Here is a 25,665-nt window from a genome sequence, read left to right on the forward strand (position 1 = left end):
TCAGGCGTCGGCCGACGGGACCCGCCTGCGGGCGCGCCACCAGCGCTCCGCGAGGCCGACCGCCAGGAACGTCGCCCCCACGTACGCCCAGCCGACCAGCACGTCGATCACGTAGTGCTCCCCCGAATACACCAGCGTGAACGTCATGGCCAGCGGATACGCCAGCAGCAGCGGCCACCACCGGCGGCGCACCACCGGCAGGAAGAACGCGACCGCCATCATCGCGTACGCGGTGTGCAGCGACGGCATCGCCGCGACCGGGTTCGACGCCTCCACCTGCAGCGCGTTGAGTGTGTTGCCCGCGCTGTGCAGCCCGACCGCGTTCCACCCGTTCGTGGAGATCCGGGCGACCGGCTCGGCCAGGAAACCGGACTTCGCGGCCCACCACGGCGGTGCCGCCGGATACAGGAAGTACGTGAGCAGCCCGGCGAGGCTCAAGGTGATCCAGCGCCGCATGTAGCGGGCCCACTGCGGGCGCGAGCGCACCCACAGGATCACCGCGACGGTCGGCACGGTCAGGAAGTGCGAGACGTACACCAGCGAGACCAGCACCTCCCACCACTGCACCGAGCCAGGGTGATACAGGTGCTGCTGGAGCCACACGGTCGGGACGACCCCGAACAGTGCCCGGTCCGCGTCGATCATCTCGGTGACGTGCGGGGCGAACAGCTTGTCCGCGTACCCGCGGGAGATGTTGTACGCGACCAGCAGCAGCGCGATGGGCAGCCAGTCACGCAGGAACAGCAGGTGCTGCCGCCAGGGCAGCTCGTTGCGCCAGGCGATCGTGCCCAGCCACAGCCAGCCGAACGCGATCAGCGGATCGCTGGTGGGCACCCCGATGAACCAGGTGCCGGCCGCGAACGCGGCGGCCCAGATCAGCATGCCGACGACCCGGCGCCGGTGCCGCCCGGGTGCGGGCGGCGGTGGCGCGGGACTGTGCGCGGGCGCGAGGGTGGTGGTCATCGCCGACCAGGCTAGCGGCCCGAGTCCGGAAAAGCCGACTCGTCGAACGGCCCGACCACGGCCAGCGACATGGGCCGCGACAACAGCCAGGCGGCCAGTTCGTTGATCTCGCCGAGCGTCACGGCGTCGACCCGGGCCAGCAGCTCGGCGACCGTCAGCAGCTCGCCGTAGAGCAGTTCCGATTTCGCGATCCGGCTCATCCGCGAGCCGGAATCCTCCAGGCCCAGCACGTACGAGCCCTTGACCATGCCCTTGCCGCGGGCCATCTCCTCGGCGGTGATGCCGTGGGCGGCCACCTCGGCCAGCTCGGTGCGGATCAGCTCCAGCACCTCCTCGGCCTTGCCGGGAGCACACCCCGCGTAGATCCCGAACACCCCGGCGTCCGCGTACTGGCTTCCGTACGAATACACCGAGTACGCCAGGCCGCGCTTCTCCCGGATCTCCTGGAACAGCCGGCTGGACATGCCGCCACCGAGCACGTTGTTGAGGATTCCCAGGGCGAACCGGCGCTCGTCGCGCCGGCCGATCCCGGGGCAGCCCAGCACCATGTGGGCCTGCTCGGTGTCGCGGTTGCGCACCACGGTGTGGGCCCGCTGGGTACGCACCCGGTGGTCGGCGGGCCGGCTCGGCGCGGGAGCCGCGGCCGGGCTGTCCAGCGCGGTGCCCGCGAGGGCCTTGCGGACCAGCCGGACCACGGTGGCGTGGTCGAGGTTGCCGGCCGCGGCGATCACAATCTGCGGCGGGGTGTACCGGCGCCGGTAGAAGCCGTTGATCTGGGTGCGGGTCATCGGAGAGATCGTGTCCGTCGTGCCGGAGATCGGGCGGCCGAGCGGATGGTTGCCGAAGATCGCCTCGGTGAAGACGTCGTGCACCTCGTCGCCGGGCTCGTCGTCGTGCATGGCGATCTCTTCGAGGATCACCCCGCGCTCGGTCTCCACGTCGGCCGGCTGCAGCACCGAGTCGGCGACCGCGTCGCACAGCACGTCGACCGCGAGCGGCAGGTCGGCGTCGAGCACCCGCGCGTAGTAGCAGGTGTACTCCTTCGTGGTGAAGGCGTTCGTCTCGCCGCCGACGGCCTCGATCTGCGCGGAGATGTCCAGCGCGGTGCGCTTGTGGGTGCCCTTGAACAGCAGGTGCTCAAGGAAGTGGGAGGCACCGGACATGGCCGGGGACTCGTCGCGGGAACCGATGCCGACCCACACCCCGAGCGAGACGCTGTGGCTGGTGGGGATGACCTCGGTGAGGATCCGCAGGCCGCTGGGCAGGACGGTACGGCGTACCCCGTCCTTGATGGTCTTGGTCACGACGCGGGCCGGCCTCTCGGCCGGCCCGCGGGAACTCGTTGGCATGCTGCAATCAGCCGCGGTCGCCACCGCGGTCGCCACCGCCGGAGCGCTGGCGCCGACGGCGCGGCTCGCCGCCGCCCTCACCGCGACCCTCGCCGCGCGGACGGTCGCCGCGCGGACGGTCGCCGCCCTCGCCGCCGGAGGCCGCAGCGGGGGCCGGGGCCTCCTCGCCCTCGGGGCGGACCTTGTCCAGGTAGATCTTGCCGCGGTTGTCGATGTCCGCGATCGAGACCTCGACCTTGTCGCCGACGTTGAGGAAGTCCTCGACCTTCTCGACCCGCTTGCCGTCGCCCACCTTGGAGATGTGCAGCAGGCCGTCGCGGCCGGGCAGCAGCGAGACGAACGCACCGAACGCGGCCGTCTTCACCACCGTGCCGAGGAACTTGTCGCCCACCTTCGGCAGCGTCGGGTTGGCGATCGCGTTGATCCGCTCGACCGCGGCCTCGGCGGCCGGGCCGTTGGTCGCGCCGACGTAGATGGTGCCGTCGTCCTCGATGGAGATGTCGGCGCCGGTCTCGTCCTGGATGGCGTTGATGGTCTGGCCCTTGGGCCCGATCACCATGCCGATCTTGTCGACCGGGATCTTGACCGTGGTGACCCGCGGCGCGTGGTCGCTCATCGCGGCCGGTCCGTGGATCGCTGCGTCCATCACGCCGAGGATGGTCGCGCGGGCCTCGTGGGCCTGCTGCAGCGCACCCGCCAGCACATCGGACGGAATGCCGTCCAGCTTGGTGTCGAGCTGCAGCGCGGTGACGAACTCCGAGGTGCCCGCGACCTTGAAGTCCATGTCGCCGAACGCGTCCTCGGCACCCAGGATGTCGGTCAGCGCGACGTACTGCGTCTTGCCGTCGACCTCGTCGGAGATCAGGCCCATCGCGATGCCCGCGACCGGCGCCTTCAGCGGCACACCGGCCGCCAGCAGCGCCAGGGTGGAGGCGCAGACCGAGCCCATCGAGGTCGAGCCGTTCGAGCTCAGGGCCTCGGAGACCTGACGGATCGCGTACGGGAACTCCTCACGCGACGGCAGCACCGGCACCAGCGCCCGCTCGGCGAGCGCGCCGTGGCCGATCTCGCGCCGCTTCGGCGAACCCACCCGGCCGGTCTCACCGGTCGAGTACGGCGGGAAGTTGTAGTTGTGCATGTAGCGCTTGGACTTCTCCGGCGACAGGGTGTCCAGCGCCTGCTCCATGCGCAGCATGTTCAGCGTGGTCACGCCGAGGATCTGGGTCTCGCCCCGCTCGAACAGCGCCGAGCCGTGCACCCGGGGCAGCACGCCGACCTCGGCGCTCAGCGGCCGGATGTCGCGCGGGCCACGCCCGTCGATGCGGATCTGCTCGCGCAGCACCCGCGTGCGGACCTCGGACTTGGTCAGCGACCGGAACGCGGCGCTGATCTCTTTCTCGCGGCCCTCGAACTGCGCCGCGAGCTGCTCCTGGGCCTTGGCCTTGATGAGGTCCAGGGCCTCCTCGCGCTCCGCCTTGCCGGAGATCTTCAGCGCGTCCGCGGTCTCGCCACGCACCGCGTCGGACACCGCCGCGAACACGTCCTCCTGGTAGTCCAGGAACACCGGGAACTCGGCGACCGGCTTCGCGGCCACCTCGGCCAGCTCGCGCTGGGCCCGGCACAGCTCGCGGATCGCGGGCTTGGCGGCCTCCAGGCCACCGGCGACGATCTCCTCGGTGGGGGCGGTGGCGCCGGCCGCAATCAGCTTGACCGCGCGCGGGGTGGCCTCGGCCTCGACCATCATGATCGCGACGTCGCCGTCCGGCAGGGTCCGGCCCGCGACCACCATGTCGAACGTGGCTCGCTCCAGCTCCTCGATGGTCGGGAACGCGACCCACTGCCCGTCGATGTGCGCGACCCGGGTCGAGCCGATCGGGCCGCTGAACGGCAGGCCGGACAGCTTCGTGGACATCGAGGCGGCGTTCATCGCCACCACGTCGTACGGGTGGGCCGGGTCGAGCGCGAGGATGGTCTCGACGACCTGGACCTCGTTACGCAGGCCCTTGGTGAACGACGGGCGCAGCGGCCGGTCGATCAGGCGGCACGTGAGGACCGCGTCCTCGCTGGGACGGCCCTCGCGCCGGAAGAACGAGCCGGGGATGCGACCCGCGGCGTACATCCGCTCCTCGACGTCGACCGTCAGCGGGAAGAAGTCGAAGTGCTCCTTCGGCTGCTTGCTGGCCGTGGTCGCGGACAGGACGACGGTGTCGCCGAGCCGGGCGATCACCGAACCGGCGGCCTGACGGGCCAGCCGGCCGGTGGAGAAGGTGACCTCGCGGGTGCCGAACGACCCGTTGTCGATGACGGCGGTGCGAGATTCGGTGCCAAGAGCGTTCTGCTCTGTCATGTGGTGCAGTACTCCTTCGTCGAGGACCCGGCGGTCTTCTGCAGCGCGGTTCAGGCTGCCGGTCTTCGATCGAAGTGCCCAGGTTGAGCGCCCGTCTCACGGGGGGCCTGGGAACCACTACCGAGGACCGGTGCGCTGACGGCCTGCGGCCGCGCGGGTCCGTGGGTGGAAAAACCACGGGGGAGCACCCGGTCGGGCACTCCCCCGTCACATCATCGGCGCAGGCCGAGACGCTCGATCAGCGTCCGGTAGCGCTGGATGTCCTTCTTCTGAACGTAGTTGAGGAGCCGACGGCGGCGGCCGACCAGCAGGAGCAGGCCGCGACGGCTGTGGTGGTCGTGCTTGTGCACCTTCAGGTGCTCGGTCAGGTCGGCGATCCGCTTGGTCAGCATCGCGACCTGGACCTCGGGCGAGCCGGTGTCGCCATCCTTGGCCTGGTACTCCGACATGATCCGGGTCTTGGTTTCTGCGTCGAGCGCCATGTTCTCCGTACTTCTGTGTTGCCGGTGGGTTCGGAATCCTCGCGGCCCGCGGCGTCGGGCAGGCAGGCGAGACCGGTCGTCGGAAGAGCCGACGTCCGGGCCAGCTTATCAGCCGGGCCGCGGCGGGGTTGGCTCAGCCGTTCAGCTCAGCCGACGTCGAGCACCGCGCGGGTCTGCTCGACGTCCTCGGTGATCTGCCCGATCAGGGGTTCGATGCTGTCGTAGACCCGCTGCTCACGCAGCCGGGCGACGAAGTCGAGACTCACCCGCTCGCCGTACAGATCGCCGGAGAAGTCCAGGGCGTAGGCCTCCACCCGGCGCTCCCGGCCCGAGAACGTGGGGTTGGTGCCGATCGACACCGCGGCCGGCAGCCGGGCGGGCCGGTCACGGCCGTCGCCGCCACGGATCAACCACGCCGCGTACACCCCGTCGGCGGGGACGGCGGCGTAGCGGTGACACATCAGGTTCGCGGTGGGGAAGCCGATCTCCCGGCCCCGCTGGTCGCCGCGCACCACGACCCCGGCCAGCCGGTGCGGCCGGCCCAGCGCGGCGGCCGCGGCCCGCACGTCCCCGGCGTCGACACAACTACGGATGTACGTCGAGGAGAAGACCACCCCGTCCGACGAGACCAGCGGCGCCTCCTCCACGGTGAAGCCGAACGAGCGACCCAGATGCTCCAGCAGCGGCACGTCACCCGCCGCGCGGTGCCCGAACCGGAAGTTGTCCCCCACCACCACGACCGCCGCGTGCAGCGCGTCGACCAGCACGTCGTGCACGAACGCCTCGGGGCTGAGCTGGGAAAACGCGGGTGTGAACGGCACCACGCAGAGCGCGTCGACGCCGAGCTCCTCGACCAGCTCGGCCTTGCGCACCGGCTCGGTGAGCACCGCCGGGTGCGAACCCGGGCGCACCACCTCGGCCGGGTGCGGGTCGAACGTCATCACCACGGACTGCAGGTCCAGGTCGCGGGCGCGTTTCACCGCGTGGCCGATGATCGCCTGGTGCCCGCGGTGCACACCGTCGAAGACGCCGATCGTCACGACCGAACGCCCCCACCCGCCGGGCACCGCCTCGTAGCCGCGCCAGCGCCGCATGCCGACCGCCTCCCCACGGCCGCACGGCCGCGTCACGTTCCGTCCGGCCGTCGTTGCGCCGACCGTCCGGCGGTAAGCGTATCGGTCACCGCGGCGCCCCGGGCCGGGCTGTTTCGCCTGTCACGTCCGGAATACCGCGAGCCCCCCACGGCCGGGATCAGGCCGGGGCGAGCACGATCTCGGGTTTCGCCCGGCCGCCGCGCTCACTCACGATCGCGAGCACGTCGCCCGCCGGATCGAAGACCGCGTACGGTCCGCTGATGCCGACCGCCTCCAGCGGCCCGCCGTGACTCAGCACCCGCGCCTCCTCCACCGTGGCCGTCCGCTGGGGGAACGCCCGGCGCGCTGCGTCCGCCATCGGCAGCCCCACGACGTCCGGGGCGCGCTCCTCCAGCTGTTCCAGCGTCGCCGCCTCACCCAGGGTCAGCCCGCCCACCGCGGTACGCCGCAGCGCCGTCAGATGCCCGCCGACGCCGAGGGCCGCGCCGAGATCCCGGGCGATGGCCCGGATGTACGTGCCCGAGGAGCACGTGACGTCCACGTCCACGTCGATCACCGGCGCGTCCTCGGGGCGGCGGATGTCCAGCACCTCAAGGCGGTGCACGGTGATCCGGCGAGCGGGCAGCTCGACCTGCTCGCCGTCGCGGACCCGCTTGTAGGCCCGCTCACCGTTGATCTTGATGGCGCTGACCGCGCTGGGCACCTGGTCGATCTCGCCGGTCTGCACGGCCAGCCCGGCCCGGATCGCCGCGTCCTGCACCCCGTCCGCCGGGACCCGCGCGGTGACGTCACCCTCGGCGTCATCGGTCACCGTGGCCTCACCCAGACGGATCGTCGCCGCATACCGCTTCTCCGAGCCGATCACGTACGTGAGCAGGCGGGTCGCCCGGTTGACGCCGATCACCAGCACGCCGGTCGCCATCGGGTCCAGCGTGCCCCCGTGACCGACCCGGCGGGTCCGCGCCAGGCGCCGGATCCGCGCGACCACGTCGTGCGAGGTCATCCCACCCGGCTTGTCCACCACGATCAGCCCGTCCGTCTGCACGCGCCCACCCTGCCAGACCCCGGCCCCGGCAGTGTGCCGGGGTTTCACCGAGTCGCGCCCAGGACCGCCCATCGGGCGCCGCGCCAGCGGTGCAGGATCAGGCCGAGCCGCAACAGCATGAACAACGCCAGGCCCGCCCAGACCCCACCCAGGCCCAGATCGAGCGCGTACGCCAGCCAGATCGCAGGCAGGAATCCGGCGGCGGCCGCAATCAGGGTCATCGTGCGCATGAACGCCACGTCGCCGGCGCCGATGAGCACCCCGTCGAGGGCGTACACGATGCCCGCGCAGGGCAGCAGCCCCACGAACCACGGCCAGACGATCGCCGCCTGCGCGTGCACCGCCGGATCGTCCGTGAACCAGCCGGGCACCGCCCCGGCCCCGACCGTCGCGAGCAGGGCGAAGGCCGTCCCCGCGATGCCGCCGGTGAGCGTGACCCGGCGCGCCACGTGCCGGGCGGCGTCCGCGTCGCCGCCGCCCAGCGCGGCCCCCACCAGCGACTGGGCCGCGATGGCCACCGCGTCGAGCGCCAGGGCGGCGAAGAACCACAGTTGCAGCGCGATCTGGTGCGCACCCACGGCCGCCACCCCGAACCGCGCGGCCACCGCGGTCGCCGACAGCCAGCACGCCTGGAACGCGGCGCCGCGGATCAACAGATCCCGGCCGGCCACCAGCTGCCCGGCGATGATCGCGGGACGGGGTCGCAGCGGGGTGCGTTCACGGACCACGGCCTGCAGGAACAGCAATCCGGACAGGCTCTGGGCGATCACGTTGGCGATCGCCGACCCGGTCAGCCCGAGCCCTGCCGGGTACGCGAGCAGCGGGCACAGCACCGCGGAGAGCAGATTGGCGCCCAACACGAAGATCAACGGGCGGCGGGTGTCCTGAACGCCGCGCATCCAGCCGTTGCCCGCGGCGGCCAGCAGCAGCCCCGGCGCGCCCAGGGCGGCGATACGCAGCCAGCCCGCGGCGGCGTCCGCGGTCGCCGGGTCGGCGGCCAGCAACCGGGTCACCGGTACGGCGAGCGCCTGCGTGAGCAGCGCGAGCAGGACCCCGGTCGCGAGCGCGAGCCAGGACGCCTGGACTCCCTCGGCCACCGCGGCCGACCGGTCCCCGGCACCGAACCGGCGAGCCGCCCGCCCGGTCGTGCCGTACGCCATCAGAGTCCCGAACCAGACCCCGACGGACAGGATGGTGCCGCCGACCGCCACCGCAGCCAGGGGGACCCGACCCAGGTGACCGACGACCGCCGTGTCGACGAGGACGTACAGCGGTTCGGCCGCGAGCACGACCAGCGCCGGCAGGGCCAGCGCGGCGATACGTGCCATCCCCGCGCGGTTCGCGTCCGGCACGGACACCGGTGCGGCAGGCGCGGCCCCCGGCCCGGGCGACGCCACGTCAGGCTCGGCCCCCGGCCCGGACGGCACCACGCCACGCGAGGGCACCGGATCGGCGACGGCGGATTCAGCCGTGGCGGTGTGCGGGAACGGCTCGGCTGGCGGGCTCATGGGGACCCATGATGCCCGCCGAACCGTAAGGAGAGCAACCCTTGGTGGTGCTTACCTACTGCCGCGTGTCCATCGACGTCTGCAGGGCACGGCGTGCGGCTTCACGGGCTTCTTCGGCAGCTTCGGACTTCGGCTTGGCAGCCATGGTGTGGTCCTTCCACAGGTCGGGCGCGGCTGCGCCCACGGGCAAATCGAGCGGGGCGTCACACTGCCGGTCCGGGGTCACCGGACGTCTGGCGAGGTGACGCGGCCCGGGCCGGTGGACCCAGGAGGCTCGAGGCTGTGCGGCGGGCGGTGGTCCCGGCCGGCGCAAAACCAAATCACCGTTAACTCAAACTATCGTTCAATCCCACTCTTCGCTCGTGCCGTCCTGCATCTCGGGAACAAGAATTGGCTGGCACTCACACCCGTTGAGGTCGACCGCTGCGCTGGTCGGCTGAACCTGATCCCGGCAGGTGGACCTCTGGTTCGACGCGTCCACGCGGAGAATGATCGTCCGGGCGCGCGGAGAGCGGCGCACACGGGACAAGCCGGGCCGGTGCGGCCGCGGGCAAGCAGGGTGAGCAAGGACGCGGGCGTTGATCCGTCGACAACGGCCGCCCCGGCCCGCCGGTCCGGTCATGCCCTCCGCGGTCATATCGCTCTGATGACGTAAATGGATCGATCCATCCGTCCCGTCTGCCCGGCCCAGTCAGCCCGATACGGCACGACCAACCCGACCACGCAGGACCAGAGCGAGCCCGCAAAACCAGAGCAGGACCAGAGCGAGCCCGCAAAACCAGAGCAAGCCCGCGGGAGGAGAGCGGTCCATCCGCAACATCAAACCGATCCGGCCGCAGCACCCGACCGATCCATCCACAACATCAGAGCGATATGCGGCCAGGTCACGGACCTTCCGCCCCCGGCAGCAGTCCGGGCGAGACGCCGCGCCGGCGACCACCCTGCCTCCGCGCCCGCGCCCACCCTGCCTCCGCGCCCGCGCCCGCGCCCACCGCCGCAGCGCACCCGCCCCACCGCCGCAGCGCACCCGCCCCACCGCCGCAGCGCACCCGCCGGCGCCCGCGCTGCCGCAGTGCGCGACCACCGAGCCGCCGCCGGCACGACCACCGGCAGCGTCAGATCACGTGCTGCCCGAGGCGGTCGCGCACCGCCACGACCACATCGCCGGGCGCGCCGTACCCGGTGAAACCGGCGGCGAGCCGGTGGCCGCCGCCGCCGAAGGCCACCGCGACCGCGCTCACGTCGACCGCGCCCTTGCTGCGCAGCGACACCGCCCACTCGCTCTCGCCCACCTGCTTGATCAGGACGGCGACATCGGCCTCGGCCACGCACCGCACCGGGTCGATGAGGGCGTCCATCACGTACGGACGCTGGCCGTGCCGCTGGAGATCGTCCAGCGTGGCGTACGTCCACACCATGCCGTGGCCCGCCGCGGCGGCCGGGTCGAGCTGGGCGCGCCCGAGCACGTCGGCGAAGAGTTTCGTTGCCCCGAACGGGCGCGTGTCGAAGATGCGCCGGGAGATCTCGCCCGGCCGGATGCCGGTGGCGATGAGCCGGGCCGCCATCTCGTGCACCTGCGGGGTCGTCATATCGAACCGGAACGACCCGGTGTCCGTGGCCAGCGCCACGTACAGGCATTCGGCGATCTCGGCGTCGAGCGGCACGCCGAGCCGGACGAGCAGCTGCTCGGCCACGACGGAGGTGGCGGCGGCGCCAGGGTCGACGAGATCGACGCCGCCGAACCCGGAGTTCGAGGCGTGGTGGTCCAGCACGATCGTCGCCGCGGCGCGGGACAACCGGTCGGTGAGGCCGCCGAGCCGGGACTCGGCGGCCACATCAAAAACGATCACCAGGTCAGGCTGCGGGTACGCCTGCTCCTCAGGAACCAGCAGATCCAGCCCGGGCAGGGCGGTGAACGGCTCCGGCACGTCGAATGCGCCCGGGAACGTGGCCTGCAGGTGCGGCACGCCGAGCCGACGCAGGCCCAGCCCGAAGCCGAGCATGCTGCCCAGGGCATCACCGTCGGGGTTGACGTGGCACACCAGCAGCACCCGGCCGGCCGGCGCGTACCGGTGGATCGCGGCGACCGCCGCGGTGAACTCGCCGTCGGTGGGACCGTGGGGGGTACGCATGTGGGGCAGCGACGTGGCGACGTCGGTCACTACATGTCCTCGCGCGCGCCGACCGGCTCCTCGTCGTCCGCCTCGCTCTTGTAGGGGTCCGGGTCCCCGGCGTACTTCTTGCCCGCGGCGAGCCGCTGCACCTCGGCGTCCTGATGCCGCGCCGCGGCCAGCAGATCGTCGATCTCCTTGGCGTGGTCCAGCACGTTGTCCAGCACGAACGTGAGGCTGGGCGAGTGCCGCAGGCCGAGGGCGTGGCCGACGCGGCTGCGCAGCATGCCCTTCGCGCTCTCCAGGGCGGCGGCGGTGCCCGCCTCGGCGGCCGAGTCGCCGAGCACGGTGTAGTAGACCGTGGCGTCGCGGAGATCACCCGTGATGCGGGCGTCCGTGATCGTGACCATGCCGATCCGGGGGTCCTTGATCTCGCGCACCAACGATGCCACCAGCTCGCGCACGCGCTCCGCGTGCCGACGCGTCTTGGCCGGGTCCGACATGACACCCACCTCCGACATCCGTGCTCCGCGGGAGGCCCCCCGAAGGCGTCGTGCGCCTCCCGCTCCAACGCGTGAAGCCTACCCACGCCCCGCGACCGCCGAACGTCCTCCCGGTCCGACATGTCACCGGCCACTGCGGCGCACTCCGGCCGGACAGTCGTGGATCGTCTCCGCCCCTGTACCGGGCCGTCAGTCGTCGTCGCCGTGGAGCTGCCGGCGCACGGAAAGGAGTTCGATCTCGGGGCGGCCGGCGACCTGGTTCTCGCAGGTGTCGATGACCTTGCGGGCCTGGGCCGGATCGGCCGCCACCACGGCCACCCCGATCTGGGTGCGGCCGTGCAGGTCGTGCGCGCCGACCTCGGCGACGCTGACCTCGAACCGGCGCAACATCGCGATGATCGGGCGTACGTAGGAACGCTTCTGCTTCAGCGACCGCGAGTCGCCGGGCAGCAGCAGGTCGAAAAGCGCGGTCTCGGTGTACACGACCGACGAGCGTACGGCCCGGCCGCGGCGTCGTCAGCCGGGTTTACTCGCGGGGGGCAGCCTCAGCCCGGTCGCCGGGCGACCACGACGTCGCGCTCGATGCCCTGGTCGACCCGGTGCGCCAGATCGCCGTACGCCACGAGCTGCAGCCCGTTGGCGACGAGGATGTCCTCGGCGAGCTCCCGCTTGGCGACCTTGGTGTTCCAGGACAGCCCGAGCGCGCCACCGGGGCGCAGCAGCGGCATCCACTGCGGTACGGCCCGCTCCAGCAGGTCCAGTGGCCGCCGCGACAGCCCACCCTCCTCGGACCAGCTCCCGTGCGCGACCCCGTACGGCAGGTCGGCGACGAGCACGTCCGCGCATCCGGCGCGGAGCAGTCCGCCCAGTTCCGTGGTGTCGGCGTGCAGCACGGTCACCTTCTGCACCGCACCGGCCCGGTGGTCATCCTTGCTGGCGGCCAAGGTCACCTCCAGCCGCCGGGCGGCGCGCCGGCCCTGTCGCCGTACCGGCACCAGCTCGGCGGTGTGCTTGAGCCGCTTGTGCTTGAGCCACGTCTGCAGGAACGCCTTGTACGCCTCCACGTCCTTGCCGTCCAGCTCGACGCCGATCGCGTCGTAGCCGTACATGAGCGCCTGGTTGAGGGTGGTGCCGCGACCGCACAGCGGGTCGGCGACGGTGAGCCGGCCGTCGAGCATGCGCGGGGCCGACGCGGACGCCAGCAGGGTCAGGTTGAGCAGCAGCTTGGTGAACTGCTCGTTGGTCTTGCCCGCGTACTTGGGGATCGTGATGAGGTCGCTGTCATAGCGGTCGAGGGGGGTCAGCTCGACCGGGCGCAGCAGGTCGTCGGGCGTTCGCTCGAACAGGGCGTAGGCCGCGGACAGGTTCGACAGGTACGCGACGTCGCGCGCGGACAGCTCCGCGGCGAACGTGAGGTACTCCACGCCACCCAGCCGGGTCTGCGCCACGTCGTCGAGCGGGCCGGACAGCACCGGGGCGAACGCCCGCAGCTCCGCGTGGGACAGGCGTCCGGCCTGGGCGGCATAGACGCGGTTGGCGGACGGGGCGAGCAGCATGGCGTACCGGGACATGCAGGTAGTAAAGACGGCGGCCCCCGACGCCGCAGCGTCGGGGGCCGTCTTGTCCTGCCGGGGCGTCAGGCCCGCGGCTTCTCGCGCATCTCGAAGGTCTCGATCACGTCGCCGATCTGCGGCGTGCCGAAGCCGGACAGCGTCAGACCACACTCGAAGCCCTCGCGGACCTCGGTGGCGTCGTCCTTGAACCGCTTGAGCGAGCTGATCGTGACGCTCTCCGCCACCACGACACCCTCGCGCAGGATGCGCGCCTTGGCGTTGCGGCGGATGAGACCGGACCGGACCATACAACCGGCGATGAGACCGATCTTGGACGAGCGGAAGACCTCGCGGATCTCCGCGGTGCCCAGCTCGACCTCCTCGAACTCCGGCTTGAGCAGGCCCTTGAGAGCCGCTTCGATCTCCTCGATGGCCTGGTAGATCACGCTGTAGTAGCGGATCTCCACGCCGGCGCGGTCGGCCATCTCCTTGACCTTGTTCGAGGCCCGGACGTTGAAGCCGATGATCGTGGCCGTCTGGTCCGACGAGGCACTCGCCAGGTTGACGTCGCTCTCGGTGATCGCACCGACACCGCGGTGGATGACCTTGAGCTGGATCTCGTCCGGGATCTCGATCTTGAACAGCGCGTCTTCCAGGGCCTCGACCGAACCCGAGCTGTCGCCCTTGATGACCAGGGTGAGCGAGGTCTTCTCGCCCTCCTTGAGCTGCTCCATGAAGTTCTCGAGAGTGGCCCGGCCGCGCGAGTTGGCGAAGCTCGCCGCGCGGCGGCGTGCCTGCCGCTGCTCGGCGATCTGCCGCACCGTACGGTCGTCCTCCGCCGCCAGGAACGTGTCACCCGCGCCCGGCACCGAAGTCAGACCGAGCACCAGCACCGGCCGCGCCGGGGCCGCCTCGGCGACCTGCTTGCCGTTCTCGTCGAGCATGGCGCGGACGCGGCCGTGCGCGCCGCCCGCCACGATCGAGTCGCCGGCCCGCAGCGTGCCCTTCTGCACCAGCACGGTCGCCACGGCACCGCGGCCCTTGTCGAGGTGCGACTCGACGACGACACCCTGCGCCGGGCCGTCCACCGGAGCGGTCAGCTCCAGCGACGCGTCCGCGGTCAGCAGGACCGCCTCGAGCAGCTCGTCGATGCCGATCCCGGGCTTGGCGGCCACGTTGACGAACATCGTCTCGCCGCCGTACTCCTCGGCCAGCAGGCCGTAGTCGGCCAGCTGCTGACGGACCTTCTCCGGGTTGGCGTCCGGCTTGTCGACCTTGTTCACCGCGACCACGATCGGCACCTCGGCGGCCTTGGCGTGGTTCAACGCCTCCACCGTCTGGGGCATGACGCCGTCGTCCGCCGCGACCACGAGGATCACGATGTCGGTCACCTGGGCACCACGGGCACGCATGGCGGTGAACGCCTCGTGACCCGGGGTGTCGATGAAGGTGATCGCCCGCTCTTCGTCGTTGTGGTCGACCGCGACCTGGTACGCGCCGATCTGCTGGGTGATGCCACCCGCCTCGCCCGCGACCACGTTGGTCTTGCGGATCGCGTCGAGCAGCTTCGTCTTACCGTGGTCGACGTGACCCATGACGGTCACGACCGGCGGCCGGGTGACCAGGCGGTCCTCGGCGATCTCGGCATCGAGGTCGATGTTGAACTGCGCCAGCAGCTCGCGGTCCTCGTCCTCCGGGCTGACGATCTGCACGTCGAAGCCGAGGTGCTCGCCGAGCAGCAGCAGCGTGTCGTCGGAGCAGGACTGCGTCGCCGTGACCATCTCGCCGAGGTTGAACATCTCCTGGACGAGCGAGCCCGGGTTGGCGTTGATCTTGTCAGCGAAGTCGGAGAGCGACGCGCCGCGCGACAGCCGGACGACCTGGCCGTTGCCCCGGGGCGCGCCCGAGGACATGGCCGGGGCCGACAGGTTGTCGAACTCTTGACGCCGCTGCTTCTTCGACTTGCGACCGCGGGTCGGCCGGCCGCCGGGACGCCCGAAGGCACCCGCCGCGCCGCCGCCGCGACCGCGACCGCCGCCACCGGGACGACCGGGAGCGCCGGCACCCGCCGGGGCACCGCCACCGCCGCCACCGGGACCGCCACGGTAGCCACCGCCACCGCCGCCGCCACCGGGACCGCCGCGGAAGCCACCGCCACCGCCGCCGCCACCGGGACCGCCGCGGAAGCCACCGCCACCGCCACCGCCACCGGGACCGCCACGGAAGCCACCGCCACCGCCGCCCGGACCGCCACGCCCGGCCCCGGGGCCGCCGGGACGGCCGGGAGCACCGCCGCCGGGACGACCGGGGCGCTGCGCGGGCATGGACGCGGGACTGGGCCGCGGGGGCATCGACGCCGGGCTCGGCCGCGGCGGCATGCCCGGCTGGTTCGGCCGGGGCATGGCAGCCGGGGTGGGCCGGGGCGAACCGCCGCCGGAGACACCGAACGGGTTGTTGCCGGGACCACGCGCCGGCGGCCGCGGGCTACCGCCCGGACCGGGACGGCCCGGGGTCGGCGTGCCCGGAGCAGCCGGGCGACCGGCGGCCGGCGAGCCGGGGCGCGGCGGCACCGTGCCGGGGCCGGGCGGCCTCGGACGGGTTCCGCCCTCGGCCGGGGGCTGCTGCGCCCGGCGCTCGGCGTCCCGGGTACGGGCGGCCTGGGCCGCACGGACCGCGGCCTCCTGCTCCGCCTTGAGGGCCGACGCGCGAGCTTCCGCGGCCGCCACCTCGATGTCGTGGGCGCTGGCCGGCTTGGCCGCCGGGCCCGGGGTCGGTCCCGGACGGCCGGCGGGCGGCTTGGGCCGCGCGACGGAGCCGGGGGTCGGCGCGGGGGACGTGGGCGCACCGGGTGCCGCCGGAGCGGCGGACCGGCGCGGCGGCGTCGGACGCGCGGTCGTCGGGGTCCGGGCCTCGGCCGGGGCGCTGGGTGCCGCTGCCGCGGGGGCCGCCGGTGCGCCGTTGCCACCCTGCGAGGCGACGAGGGCACCACGGAGCCGCCGGGCCACGGGGGCCTCGACCGTGCTGGATGCGGATTTGACGAACTCGCCCATCTCCTTGAGCTTGGCGAGAACGGTCTTGCTGTCGACCCCGAGCTCCTTCGCGAGCTCGTGTACGCGGGCCTTACCTGCCACTGCACTCCTCAACTCTTGAGGTCGTGCGGGCAGCACCCGCAGCGACCTCACTCGTGCACTAGAAGCCTGGTCATTTCAGGGACTTCATCGTGTGCTCATGTCGGTCGTCCTACCTTGCGAATTCCGGGTGGGACCCAACGCCCCACCGTCGGTGGTTCCGGGCGGCACGGAAGCCGCACGGACATGCTCCGCGAGCGGACCGGTGTCCGGGACACCGGTCAGTCGCAACGCCCGCCCGAAGGCGCGGCGCCGCTCCGCCAATGCGAAGCAGGCCGGATCAGGATGCACGTGCGCTCCCCGACCCGGCAGTCTGCGCGCCGGATCGGGGAGAAGCCGAAGCTCGGCTCCCGTCCCGACCGCGACGAACCGCAGTAGTTGGGAGGCCGGCGCGCGTTTACGACAGCCGATGCAGGTGCGCACCGGTGACGCACCCCCGTGACCGGGGGCGGCACGTCGAGCCACGGAAAAGTCTACCCCTCGTCCCGGCGATGCGCTTATCCGGTCAGCCACCCGTCTCGGCAGCATCGCGATCCGGCACGGCCGCGGCCTCGTTGTCCGGGCGGATGTCGATGCGCCATCCGGTCAGTCGGGCAGCGAGCCGGGCGTTCTGCCCTTCCCGCCCGATTGCCAGCGACAACTGGAAATCCGGGACGGTAACCCGCGCGGTGCGCGTCGCGGCGTCGACCACCTCGACCCGCAGTGCCTTGGCGGGCGACAGAGCGTTGCCGACGAACTGCGCCGGATCCTCCGACCAGTCGATGATGTCGATCTTCTCGCCGTGCAACTCGCTCATCACGGCCCGGACCCGCTGGCCCATGGGGCCGATGCAGGCGCCCTTGGCGTTCACCCCGGCTACGGTCGAGCGCACCGCGATTTTCGTACGGTGACCTGCCTCACGGGCGATCGCCGCGATCTCCACGGTGCCGTCACCGATCTCCGGCACCTCCAGCCCGAACAGCTTCTTCACCAGCGCCGGGTGGGACCGCGACAGCGTGATCTGCGGACCGCGGAAACCCTTCGCCACGTGCACCACCACGCAGCGGATCCGGGCGCCGTGCTCGTACCGCTCGCCGGGCACCTGCTCGGACTGCGGCAGCACCGCCTCCAGCTTGCCCAGGTCGACGATGACGATGCCCTTCTCGGCACGCGCCGCATCCGCCTGCACCACGCCGGTGACCAGGTCGCCGTCGCGGCCCGCGTACTCACCGAAGTGCTGCTCGTCGGTCGCCTCCCGCAGCCGCTGCAGGATGACCTGCTTGGCGGTCATGGCCGCGATACGGCCGAAGTCGTGCGGGGTGTCGTCCCACTCGCGCACGATGTTGCCGTCGGCGTCCAGCTCCTGGGCCAGCACGGAGGCGACCCCGGTCCGGCGGTCGATCTCGACCCGGGCGTGGCTTTCCGCCCCGTCCGTGTGCCGGTACGCCGTCAGCAGCGCGGTCTCGATCGCCGCGAGGATCGTGTCGAACGGGATCTCCCGCTCGCGCTCCAGGGCGCGCAGCGCCGCGAGGTCGATGTTCACCTCTGATCGCCCTCCCCAACCTCGTGGTCGTCATCCTGGTCGAGGACGTCGTCGTCCCCGTCCTCGGCATCGTCGTCCGCGTCCTCGAACTCGGCCTCGGCCATCCGCTTGAACTCGATCTGCACCCGGCCCGGCCCGAGCTCCGGGTACGGCAGCTCGCGGGGGGCGCCGTCGACGTCGAGCACGACGCCGTCGTCGTCCGCCCCGCTGATCCGGCCGGTCACCGGGCGGCCCGCCACGGTGACGGTCACCAGGCGGCCCACGTTGCGCCGCCAGTGGCGGGGCGCGATAAGCGGCCGATCCACCCCCGGCGAGCTGACCTCGAGCTGGTACTCACCGGCCAGCAACTCGCCCTCGGCCTCGTCGGCCGCGTCGAGCGCCGTGGAGATCGCCCGCGAGACCACGGCCACGTCGTCCAGGGCGATGCCGCCGTCCGCGTCGACCAGGACCCGCAGCACATGCCGGCGGCCCGCCCGCGACACGCTCACGTCCTCCAGGTCGTAACCGGCCGCGGTGACGACCGGCTCGATCACCGAACGGACCCGGACCCGGGCGGCGGCCAGATCTACCCGCGGGGCGGTACGCGGCTCGGCCACGTCGCGACCGTGCGCTCCGGAGCGACGGTTGCCGGGCCGGGCACCGGCACGGCCACGCTGGGTCATCGGACCCACCTCTCTGCTCGATTCCCCGCATTGCCGGGGACATCGCTGTCCGCAAACACCGCTATCCGCCGGGCCGATCCCCGGCGGCTGCGCAGAGCGTAACGCGCCGATGGCGTCGGCCACCCGGCGCCGCACCGAATCGACGCGATGCGCAGGTCCCCGGCCCGCTCCCGGCCCGCAACCGGGCCGATGGACACGATGGTGTTCACTTGCGCGGTGCGAACTTCAGACGGGTACACCCGGCGCCGGCTGCTGGGCGTCACCGCCGGTGCCGCCCTGGCGGTGAGCGCACCGGCCGGCTGCGGGCTGTTCGACAAAGACCCGGACCCGGCCCGTCCCGACCCGCTGCAGCCCGTGCTCGACGAGGCGCTGCGCTTGGCGGCCGCGTACGACCGGACCGCGCTCGCCCAGCCCGACCTCGCGAAACGACTCGCCCCGCTGGCGGCGGACCACCGCGCACACGCGACCGCACTCGCCGCCGTGATCGGGACCGCGGTCCCGTCCGCCGGCCCCTCCGCGTCGGCACCCGCCGACGGCACGGCGGCGCTGCCCGCCCTGCGTACCGCGGAGCAACAGGCGCAACGCACCGCAGCGGCGGCCTGCCGGCAGACGAGCCCCGACCGGGCCGCGCTGCTCGGGTCGATCGCGGCGTGCCGGGCCACCCACGCCGAGGCACTGCGCTGACGGTCTAGGGTGCGACTCGTGAACGAACAGCTGGCCGGCGCGCTGGCCGCCGAGGAGGCGGCGATCTATGCGTACGGGCCGATCGGGGTGCACCTCGCCGACGCCCGGGAGCAGGCCGAGGCGCGCGCTGCCGAGGCCGTGCACCGCGACCGCCGGGACGCACTGGTCAGCCGTCTGGCGTCGGCATCGGCGTCGGCCGGTCCCGCCCCGGCGCCCGCCGGGTACGCGCTGCCGTTCCCGGTGACCGATCGGGCGAGCGCGCTCAAGCTCGCCGTGCACGTGGAGGACGGCGTCGCCCAGGCGTGGCGTCCCGTGCTCGCGGTCACCACGGCCGACGAGCGGGCCTCCGCCCTGAACGCGCTGACCGACGCCGCGGTCCGGGCCACCCGCTGGCGCCGGCACGCGGACGTGACTCCGCTCACCCTGCCGTTCCCCGGCCGCCCCTGACCGGTCGCGGCCGCCCCTGACCGGGCCCGGTTGCCCCGGGCGCGGTGGACCTTTCCGCGCACCGCCCCTGCGGGCGAGAATGGCGCGGTGCCGCAGGACGAGTTGGACGTCGCCAATCCGCGTGGGCACCTGGCCACCCGTCTGCGGGACGTGATCGCGCGGCGCTGGTCCGCGGACGTGCAGGCGATCGGGATGCACGGCTCGCTCGCCCACGGCGACGACTCCGACGCCAGCGACGTCAACCTGGTCGTCGTCACGTACCGGGCTGGGGGCGGTCCGCCGCCCGCCCTGCGCCGCGTCGACGGGATCCTGGTCGACCTGACCGTGGTCACCGCGGACGACGGCCTGCGCCAGGCCCGGGAGCTGACCCCGGACTGGCCCCTGATCGCCGACCGGTACGTGACCTCCCGCGCGCTGTTCGACCCGCGCGGGTGGTTCGCGGCGCAGCGCGACGCCCACCTGAGCCGGCTCGCGGAGGCCCGCCCGGCGGAGTTCAGCGGCCTGGCGCGGCGCAACTGGTGCCTGGCGTCGGCCGCGCACGCCCGCGCGGTCCGCCTCGCCGAGTGGTACGAGACCGACGCCGCGCTGGTCCTGATCGCCGAGGCCCGGCTGCACGCCGCCCTGGTCGCGGGACTGATGAGCCGCACGTACTTCCGCAACCGCGCCGACGCGGTGCGCCGGACCGGGCTGGCCGGTGCGGACATGACCGAGCTGGCGGCAGTGCTCAAGTCGCAGGCCGAAGAGCTCACGGCACGCGGCCGCCCGGTGGACGGCCGGCTCGCCGCATTCTTCGAGTGATCGGGGGACGGCCGGCTCGCCGCCCTGTTCGCATGATCACGGGCGAGCCCGCGCGGTTGGCATGATCACGGGCGAGCCTGCGCGGTTGGCACGATCACGGACGCGCCTGCGCGGTTGGCACGATCACGGGCGAGGCGCCGCTCAGGAAACGCCGACCCCGATCAGCATGCCGATCACGTACGTCGCCCCGGCCGCCGCGGCGCCCAGCAGGAGCTGCCGCAGGCCGCTGCGCCACCACGGGGTGGTGGTGAACCGGGACACCACCGCGCCCGCGGCGAACAGGCCGGCCCCGCCGACGGCCAGCGCCGCGGCGAGGCTGTCGGAGCCGAACAGGTACGTCAGCAGCGGAACCGCCGCGCCCACGCAGAAGCACAGGAACGACGAGATCGCCGCGGTCCACGGGCTGGGCAGCTCGTCCGGGACGACACCCAGTTCCTCCTGGGCGTGCACCCGCAGTGCCTGCTCCGGGTTGGTCTTGAGCACGTCGGCGACCTGGCGGGCGAGCGGTTCCGGCAGGCCGCGGGCGGTCCACGTACGGACCAGTTCCTCGGCCTCGCCCTCCGGGTTGACCCGCAGTTCGTGCAGCTCCTTGCGCAGCTCCGCGGCGACCTGGTCGTTCTGGGTACGGACGCTGGTGTACTCGCCGAGCCCCATCGAGATCGCGCCCGCGACCAGGCCCGCGACGCCGGTGAGGATCAGGGTGTGCCGGTCCACCCCGCCGCCGCCGACGCCCGCGATCAGCGCGATGTTGGTGACCAGGCCGTCCATGGCCCCGAACGTGGCCGCGCGCAGCCAGCCCCCGGAGACGTCCGCGTGGTGGTGCTCCCGCAGTGCCGGGGCGGTCACGGGAGCGTGAGGATCTCGTGACCGTCCTCGGTCACGACGAGAGTGTGCTCGAACTGCGCGGTCCACTTGCGATCCTTGGTGACCACGGTCCAGCCGTCGTCCCACATCTCGTAGTCGTGGGTGCCGAGCGTGATCATCGGCTCGATCGTGAACGTCATGCCCGGCTCCATGACGGTGTCCAGGCCGGGGTTGTCGTAGTGCGGCACGTACAGCCCCGAGTGGAACGCCTCGCCGATGCCGTGGCCGGTGAAGTCACGCACCACCCCGTAGCCGAAGCGGCGGGCGTACGCCTCGATGACGCGGCCGATGGCGTTGATCGGCCGGCCGGGGGCGATCGCCCGGATGCCGCGCATCATGGCCTCGTGGGTGCGCTCGACCAGTAGCCGGGCCTCCTCGCTGACGTCGCCGACGCAGAACGTCGCATCGGTGTCGCCGTGCACCCCGCCGATGAACGCGGTGACGTCGACGTTGATGATGTCGCCGTCCTCCAGCACCGTCGTGTCGGGGATGCCGTGGCAGATCACCTCGTTCAGGGAGGTGCAGCACGACTTGGGGAAGCCCTTGTAACCCAGCGTCGACGGGTAGGCGCCGTGGTCGCACAGGAACTCGTGCACGACCTTGTCGATCTCGTCCGTGGTGACGCCCGGCTTGCAGTGCTCGCCCGCGAGCTGGGTGGCCTGGGCGGCGAGCCGCCCGGCAACGCGCATCTTCTCGATCGTCTCCGCGGTCTGCACGTGGGAGCCGCGCCACGGCGTCGGGCGCTTCTTGCCGACGTACTCGGGGCGCGCGATCTGCGGCGGCACGGCCCGCCACGGCGACAGCTTTCCCGGTTGCAGCGTAGCCCGCACAGTCATGGCTCCCAGCCTATCGCCGCACCCCTCCCCCCTCGGGCGGCCGGGGCAGGGACCGGGGGTCAGGCGGCGAGACGACGCGGCGGGGCGGCAAGCCCGGACCGCTCCGCGGCCGCGGCCACGAGCGCCGCGAAGACGCGCAGGTCGGTGGTGCGCTCGGGGTGCCACTGCACGCCGAGCGCGTACGCCCGCGACGGGTCCTCGATGATCTCGATGACCCGGTCGTCGGGGCACCAGCCGACCGCGGTGAACGATCCCGGGTCGTCGACGGCCTGGTGGTGGAACGAGTTCACGGTGAGCCGCCCACCCAGCTCGGCGTGGGCCCGCGAGCCGGGCTGCACGATCACGTCGTGGCGGCCGAACGCGGCGGAATCCGCGCTGAGCGGGTCGGTGCCGGTGGCGGCGCGGTGGCGGTCGTCGCCGATCAGGTCGGGCAGGTGCTGGTGCAGGGTGCCGCCACCGGCGACCGCCATCACCTGCATGCCCCGGCAGATGCCGAGCAGCGGGAGGTCCTGGGCCAGCGCGGCCTTGGCGAGCGCCACCTCGCTGCGGTCGCGGACCGCGTCGATCTCGGTGGCGGGGTGCCGCTCGGCCCCCCAGAACGCGGGGTCGACGTCGCCGCCACCGGACAGGAGGAGGCCGTCGAGGGACTCCAGCACGTCCGCTCCCGGGTCGTCCGGAGTGATCAGCACCGCTCGGCCACCCGACGCGTGCACGGCCCGGACGTAGGTCATCGGAAGCATCCCGGCCAGCAGATCGTTGTCGCCGTACTGGACCTGCTGTGCGTACGCGGTCAGTCCGATCAGTGGCCTGCGCATGCGGTGAGTTCCTCCCTCTTCCCTCAAGTGTGCGTATCGACCGCCAGTCGCCCACCCTTAGCCGCCCGCGGCGTTGATCAACGCCCCGAACAGGCGCTTGTCGCGCGTCACCTCGGGGTGCCACTGCACCCCCAGCACGAACCGGCGGGCCGGGTCCTCCACGGTCTCGGGCAGCCCGTCGGCGGCCCGCCCGGTGATCCGCAGCGTCCCGGCGTCGGCGACGCCCTGGTGGTGGTAGCAGTGGATCTCGGCGTCGCCGCCGAGCAGCCCGGCTATCCGGCTGCCGGGGGTGAAGGTGGCGGAGTGCGTGCCGTACACCCCCGGGGCGGGCCGGTGCCGTTCGTGGCCGAGGACGTCCGGCAGGTGCTGGTGCAGCGTGCCGCCCGCGGCGACCGTGAGCAGTTGCATGCCGCGGCACACGCCGAGGACGGGCAGGTCCCGCGCCAGCGCGGCGCGGGCCAGCAGCAGCTCGGCGCCGTCGCGGTCCGGGCGGGTGTCGGTCAGCGGCTGCGGCTCGGCGCCGTACAGCTGCGGGCCGAGGTCGGCGCCGCCGCTGAGCACGAGACCGTCCAGGGCCCGCAGGACGTCGGCGTCCAGGTCGTCGGGGGGCAGCAGGACCGCCCGGCCGCCGGCCAGCGTCACGGCCTCGACGTACGCGTGGGGCAGGAGTGCCGTCGGCAGATCGCGCCAGACTCCCCACGATGCGCGCTCCACATAGGTGGTGACACCGATCAGCGGGCGCATCGTTCCACCCTATTCATCGCCGCGCCGGACCGGAACCGGTCGTCACCCGGCCGGTCACAGCGGCGTGACGTACGCGCCGGTAATACCTCCGTCGACGACGAACTGCGCGGCCGTCATGAACGACGCGTCGTCGCTGGCGAGGAACGCCACCGCGGCGGCGATCTCGTCCGGCTCGGCGAACCGGCCCATCGGCACGTGCACGAGCCGGCGCGCGGCCCGTTCCGGGTCCTTGGCGAACAGCTCCAGCAGCAGCGGGGTGGCGACCGGTCCGGGGCACAACGCGTTGACGCGGATGCCCTCGCGGGCGAACTGCACCCCGAGCTCACGGGTCATCGCGAGCACCCCGCCCTTGCTCGCGGTGTACGCGATCTGCGAGGTGGCCGCGCCCATCAGCGCCACGAACGACGCGGTGTTGATGATCGAGCCCTTGCCCTGGCGCTGCATGTGCGGAATGGCGTACTTGCAGCACAGGTACACGCTCGTGGTGTTGACCCGGAGCACCTTCTCCCACGCGTCCAGCCCGGTGACCAGGATCGAGTCGTCGTCGGGCGGGGAGATCCCGGCGTTGTTGAACGCGATGTCGACCCGCCCGTGCCGCTGCGCGACGCCCTCGAACAGCTCCCGCACCGAGTCCTCGTCGCTGACGTCGCACGCGACGAACTCGCCCCCGACCTCCTTGGCCGCGGCCGCGCCCGCCTCCTGCGAAATGTCGACGCAGACCACGCGGGCGCCCTCGGCGGCGAACCGCCGCGCGGTGGCCAGCCCGATCCCGCTGCCCGCCCCGGTGATCACCGCGACCCTGTCCTGCAACCTCTGCACGCCGTTCCCTTCCGTAGTCATGTGCACAATGGACGATCAGTCGGTGGCCAGGAAGACGTTCTTGGTGTCGGTGAAGGAGAGCAGCGCATCGGGGCCGAGCTCACGGCCCAGGCCGGATTCCTTCATGCCGCCGAACGGCGTCCAGTACCGCACGGACGAGTGGCTGTTGACGCTGAGGTTGCCCGACTCCACCGCCCGGCTCATCCGTAACGCCCGCCCCAGGTCGCGGGTCCAGATCGAGCCGGACAGCCCGTACGCGGTGTCGTTGGCCAGGCGCACCGCCTCCTGCTCGTCGCGGAACGGCAGCACGGACAGCACCGGGCCGAACACCTCCTCGCGCCAGTGCCGTTCCGCGGTCGAGTGGGCCAGCAGCACGGTCGGCGGGAACCACCACCCGTCGCCGTCGGGTGCGGTGCCGGTGAACGCCACGTCCGCGCCCTCGACGTACCCTGCCACGCCGGTGCGCTGCCCGGCGGAGATCAGCGGGCCCATCTCGGCGTCCGGTGACGCCGGGTCCAGCACCCGGAACGCCTTGACCGCGGGCTCCAGCAGCGCGAGGAATCTGTCGTACACGGAATCCTGGACGAGCAGCCGCGACCTCGCGCAGCAGTCCTGGCCCGCGTTGTCGAAGACCGAGGCGGGCGCGGCGGCCGCGGCGCGCTCCAGGTCGGCGTCCGCGAAGACGATGTTGGCGCTCTTGCCACCCAGCTCCAGGGTCACCCGTTTCACCTGGGCGGCGCAGCCCGCCATGATCGACTTGCCGACCTCGGTGGAGCCGGTGAAGCAGACCTTGCGCACCGCCGGGTGGGTGACGAACCGCTGCCCCACCACGCTGCCCTTGCCGGGCAGCACGGTGAACACCCCCTCGGGCAGGCCCGCCTCAAGCCCCAGCTCGCCGAGACGGATCGCGGTCAGCGGGGTCAGCTCGGCCGGTTTGAGCACCACGGTGTTGCCCGCGGCCAGCGCGGGCGCGAAGCCCCAGCCCGCGATCGGCATGGGGAAGTTCCACGGCACGATGATCCCGACCACGCCGAGCGGCTCGTGGAACGTCACGTCGAGACCGCCCGCAACCGGGATCTGTCGACCGGTCAGCCGCTCCGGGGCGCCCGCGTAGTAGTCCAGCACGTCGCGGACGTTGCCCGCCTCCCAGCGGGCGTTGCCGATGGTGTGCCCCGCGTTGCGCACCTCCAGGTCGGCCAGTTCGTCGAGGTGCGCGTCGACCAGCGCGGCGAAGCGACGCAGCAGCCGCGCCCGGTCCCCGGGCGCGACCTGCCGCCATCCGGCGAACGCGCGCTGCGCCCGGTCGATCGCGGCGTCGGTCCCGGCAAGATCCAGCGACGGTACGGACGTCAGCACGCCCCCGGTCGCCGGATTGATCACGTCAGTCACTG

The 25,665-nt window shown here is 72.6% G+C and carries 24 protein-coding genes; 3 read left to right on the forward strand and 21 right to left on the reverse strand.

From position 1 onward, the window contains the following. The 15 genes from ACMCNK_RS14280 to rimP all read right to left on the reverse strand — a co-directional run bounded on the left by ACMCNK_RS14280 (position 1) and on the right by rimP (position 18,267). On the reverse strand, positions 1-963 hold the full coding sequence (locus ACMCNK_RS14280; RefSeq protein WP_412736898.1) for a phosphatase PAP2 family protein: 963 nt from the start codon (positions 961-963) through the stop codon (positions 1-3). Between the two features lie 11 nt (positions 964-974). After that, positions 975-2,312: a M16 family metallopeptidase gene (locus tag ACMCNK_RS14285; protein ID WP_412736899.1), complete on the reverse strand. Its 1,338-nt coding sequence runs from the start codon at positions 2,310-2,312 to the stop codon at positions 975-977. Positions 2,313-2,319: 7 nt separating this feature from the next. After that, positions 2,320-4,659, reverse strand: coding sequence for a polyribonucleotide nucleotidyltransferase (locus ACMCNK_RS14290; RefSeq protein ID WP_412736900.1), 2,340 nt, complete (start codon positions 4,657-4,659; stop codon positions 2,320-2,322). Positions 4,660-4,871: 212 nt separating this feature from the next. After that, a complete protein-coding gene (gene rpsO / locus ACMCNK_RS14295; protein ID WP_412736901.1) occupies positions 4,872-5,141 on the reverse strand; it encodes a 30S ribosomal protein S15 in 270 nt (89 codons plus the stop codon). Positions 5,142-5,287: 146 nt separating this feature from the next. Next, positions 5,288-6,235: a bifunctional riboflavin kinase/FAD synthetase gene (locus ACMCNK_RS14300; protein WP_412736902.1), complete on the reverse strand. Its 948-nt coding sequence runs from the start codon at positions 6,233-6,235 to the stop codon at positions 5,288-5,290. Between the two features lie 157 nt (positions 6,236-6,392). Then, positions 6,393-7,238, reverse strand: coding sequence for a tRNA pseudouridine(55) synthase TruB (gene truB, locus ACMCNK_RS14305; protein WP_412740852.1), 846 nt, complete (start codon positions 7,236-7,238; stop codon positions 6,393-6,395). 86 nt (positions 7,239-7,324) lie between these two features. Then, entirely contained in the window at positions 7,325-8,608 is a 1,284-nt protein-coding gene (locus ACMCNK_RS14310) for an MATE family efflux transporter (protein ID WP_412740853.1), read from the reverse strand. Positions 8,609-9,903: 1,295 nt separating this feature from the next. After that, the gene (locus ACMCNK_RS14315; protein WP_412740854.1) at positions 9,904-10,920 is read right to left on the reverse strand and encodes a DHH family phosphoesterase; all 1,017 of its coding nucleotides are present in this window, start codon (positions 10,918-10,920) and stop codon (positions 9,904-9,906) included. Positions 10,921-10,949: 29 nt separating this feature from the next. Further along, the gene (rbfA, locus tag ACMCNK_RS14320) at positions 10,950-11,402 is read right to left on the reverse strand and encodes a 30S ribosome-binding factor RbfA (protein WP_412736903.1); all 453 of its coding nucleotides are present in this window, start codon (positions 11,400-11,402) and stop codon (positions 10,950-10,952) included. A 189-nt stretch (positions 11,403-11,591) separates the two neighbouring features. Then, positions 11,592-11,885, reverse strand: coding sequence for a DUF503 domain-containing protein (locus ACMCNK_RS14325; protein ID WP_412736904.1), 294 nt, complete (start codon positions 11,883-11,885; stop codon positions 11,592-11,594). 62 nt (positions 11,886-11,947) lie between these two features. Further along, on the reverse strand, positions 11,948-12,973 hold the full coding sequence (locus ACMCNK_RS14330; RefSeq protein WP_412736905.1) for a TRM11 family SAM-dependent methyltransferase: 1,026 nt from the start codon (positions 12,971-12,973) through the stop codon (positions 11,948-11,950). Positions 12,974-13,038: 65 nt separating this feature from the next. Further along, complete coding sequence (infB, locus tag ACMCNK_RS14335) at positions 13,039-16,086, reverse strand: translation initiation factor IF-2 (RefSeq protein WP_412736906.1); 3,048 nt, start codon at positions 16,084-16,086, stop codon at positions 13,039-13,041. Positions 16,087-16,170: 84 nt separating this feature from the next. Further along, the gene (locus tag ACMCNK_RS14340) at positions 16,171-16,611 is read right to left on the reverse strand and encodes a YlxR family protein (protein WP_412736907.1); all 441 of its coding nucleotides are present in this window, start codon (positions 16,609-16,611) and stop codon (positions 16,171-16,173) included. Further along, complete coding sequence (gene nusA, locus ACMCNK_RS14345; RefSeq protein WP_412736908.1) at positions 16,589-17,605, reverse strand: transcription termination factor NusA; 1,017 nt, start codon at positions 17,603-17,605, stop codon at positions 16,589-16,591. The genes ACMCNK_RS14340 and nusA overlap by 23 nt, the downstream gene beginning before the upstream one ends. Next, positions 17,602-18,267 carry a ribosome maturation factor RimP gene (rimP, locus tag ACMCNK_RS14350; RefSeq protein WP_412736909.1) on the reverse strand — a complete coding sequence of 222 codons (666 nt, stop codon included), beginning with the start codon at positions 18,265-18,267 and terminating at the stop codon, positions 17,602-17,604. Before rimP ends, nusA begins: the two co-directional genes overlap by 4 nt. Positions 18,268-18,483: 216 nt before the next feature. On the opposite strand from rimP, the gene ACMCNK_RS14355 reads away from it, so the two are divergent. From ACMCNK_RS14355 to ACMCNK_RS14365, 3 genes are all read left to right on the forward strand, one after another. After that, positions 18,484-18,951: a hypothetical protein gene (locus ACMCNK_RS14355; RefSeq protein WP_412736910.1), complete on the forward strand. Its 468-nt coding sequence runs from the start codon at positions 18,484-18,486 to the stop codon at positions 18,949-18,951. 18 nt (positions 18,952-18,969) lie between these two features. Continuing rightward, on the forward strand, positions 18,970-19,398 hold the full coding sequence (locus tag ACMCNK_RS14360; RefSeq protein WP_412736911.1) for a ferritin-like domain-containing protein: 429 nt from the start codon (positions 18,970-18,972) through the stop codon (positions 19,396-19,398). Between the two features lie 87 nt (positions 19,399-19,485). Then, a complete protein-coding gene (locus tag ACMCNK_RS14365) occupies positions 19,486-20,196 on the forward strand; it encodes a nucleotidyltransferase domain-containing protein (RefSeq protein ID WP_412736912.1) in 711 nt (236 codons plus the stop codon). 141 nt (positions 20,197-20,337) lie between these two features. On the opposite strand, the gene ACMCNK_RS14370 is transcribed toward ACMCNK_RS14365, so the two are convergent. Genes ACMCNK_RS14370 through ACMCNK_RS14395 form a run of 6 tightly spaced genes read right to left on the reverse strand, consistent with a single transcriptional unit; the run spans position 20,338 to position 25,663 of the window. Continuing rightward, positions 20,338-21,042: a VIT1/CCC1 transporter family protein gene (locus ACMCNK_RS14370; RefSeq protein WP_412736913.1), complete on the reverse strand. Its 705-nt coding sequence runs from the start codon at positions 21,040-21,042 to the stop codon at positions 20,338-20,340. Continuing rightward, a complete protein-coding gene (gene map, locus ACMCNK_RS14375; protein ID WP_412736914.1) occupies positions 21,039-21,896 on the reverse strand; it encodes a type I methionyl aminopeptidase in 858 nt (285 codons plus the stop codon). Before map ends, ACMCNK_RS14370 begins: the two co-directional genes overlap by 4 nt. Before the next feature lie 59 nt (positions 21,897-21,955). Beyond that, on the reverse strand, positions 21,956-22,711 hold the full coding sequence (locus tag ACMCNK_RS14380) for a gamma-glutamyl-gamma-aminobutyrate hydrolase family protein (protein WP_412736915.1): 756 nt from the start codon (positions 22,709-22,711) through the stop codon (positions 21,956-21,958). Between the two features lie 57 nt (positions 22,712-22,768). Beyond that, positions 22,769-23,455 (reverse strand): gamma-glutamyl-gamma-aminobutyrate hydrolase family protein, encoded by a 687-nt coding sequence (locus ACMCNK_RS14385; protein ID WP_412736916.1) that lies wholly within the window; start codon positions 23,453-23,455, stop codon positions 22,769-22,771. Between the two features lie 54 nt (positions 23,456-23,509). Then, the gene (locus ACMCNK_RS14390) at positions 23,510-24,295 is read right to left on the reverse strand and encodes a 3-oxoacyl-ACP reductase (protein ID WP_412736917.1); all 786 of its coding nucleotides are present in this window, start codon (positions 24,293-24,295) and stop codon (positions 23,510-23,512) included. Between the two features lie 15 nt (positions 24,296-24,310). Beyond that, a complete protein-coding gene (locus tag ACMCNK_RS14395) occupies positions 24,311-25,663 on the reverse strand; it encodes an aldehyde dehydrogenase family protein (protein ID WP_412736918.1) in 1,353 nt (450 codons plus the stop codon). Positions 25,664-25,665: the final 2 nt, after the last annotated feature.

It is taken from the genome of Krasilnikovia sp. MM14-A1259, assembly GCF_047159535.1.
Lineage (GTDB): Bacteria > Actinomycetota > Actinomycetes > Mycobacteriales > Micromonosporaceae > Actinoplanes.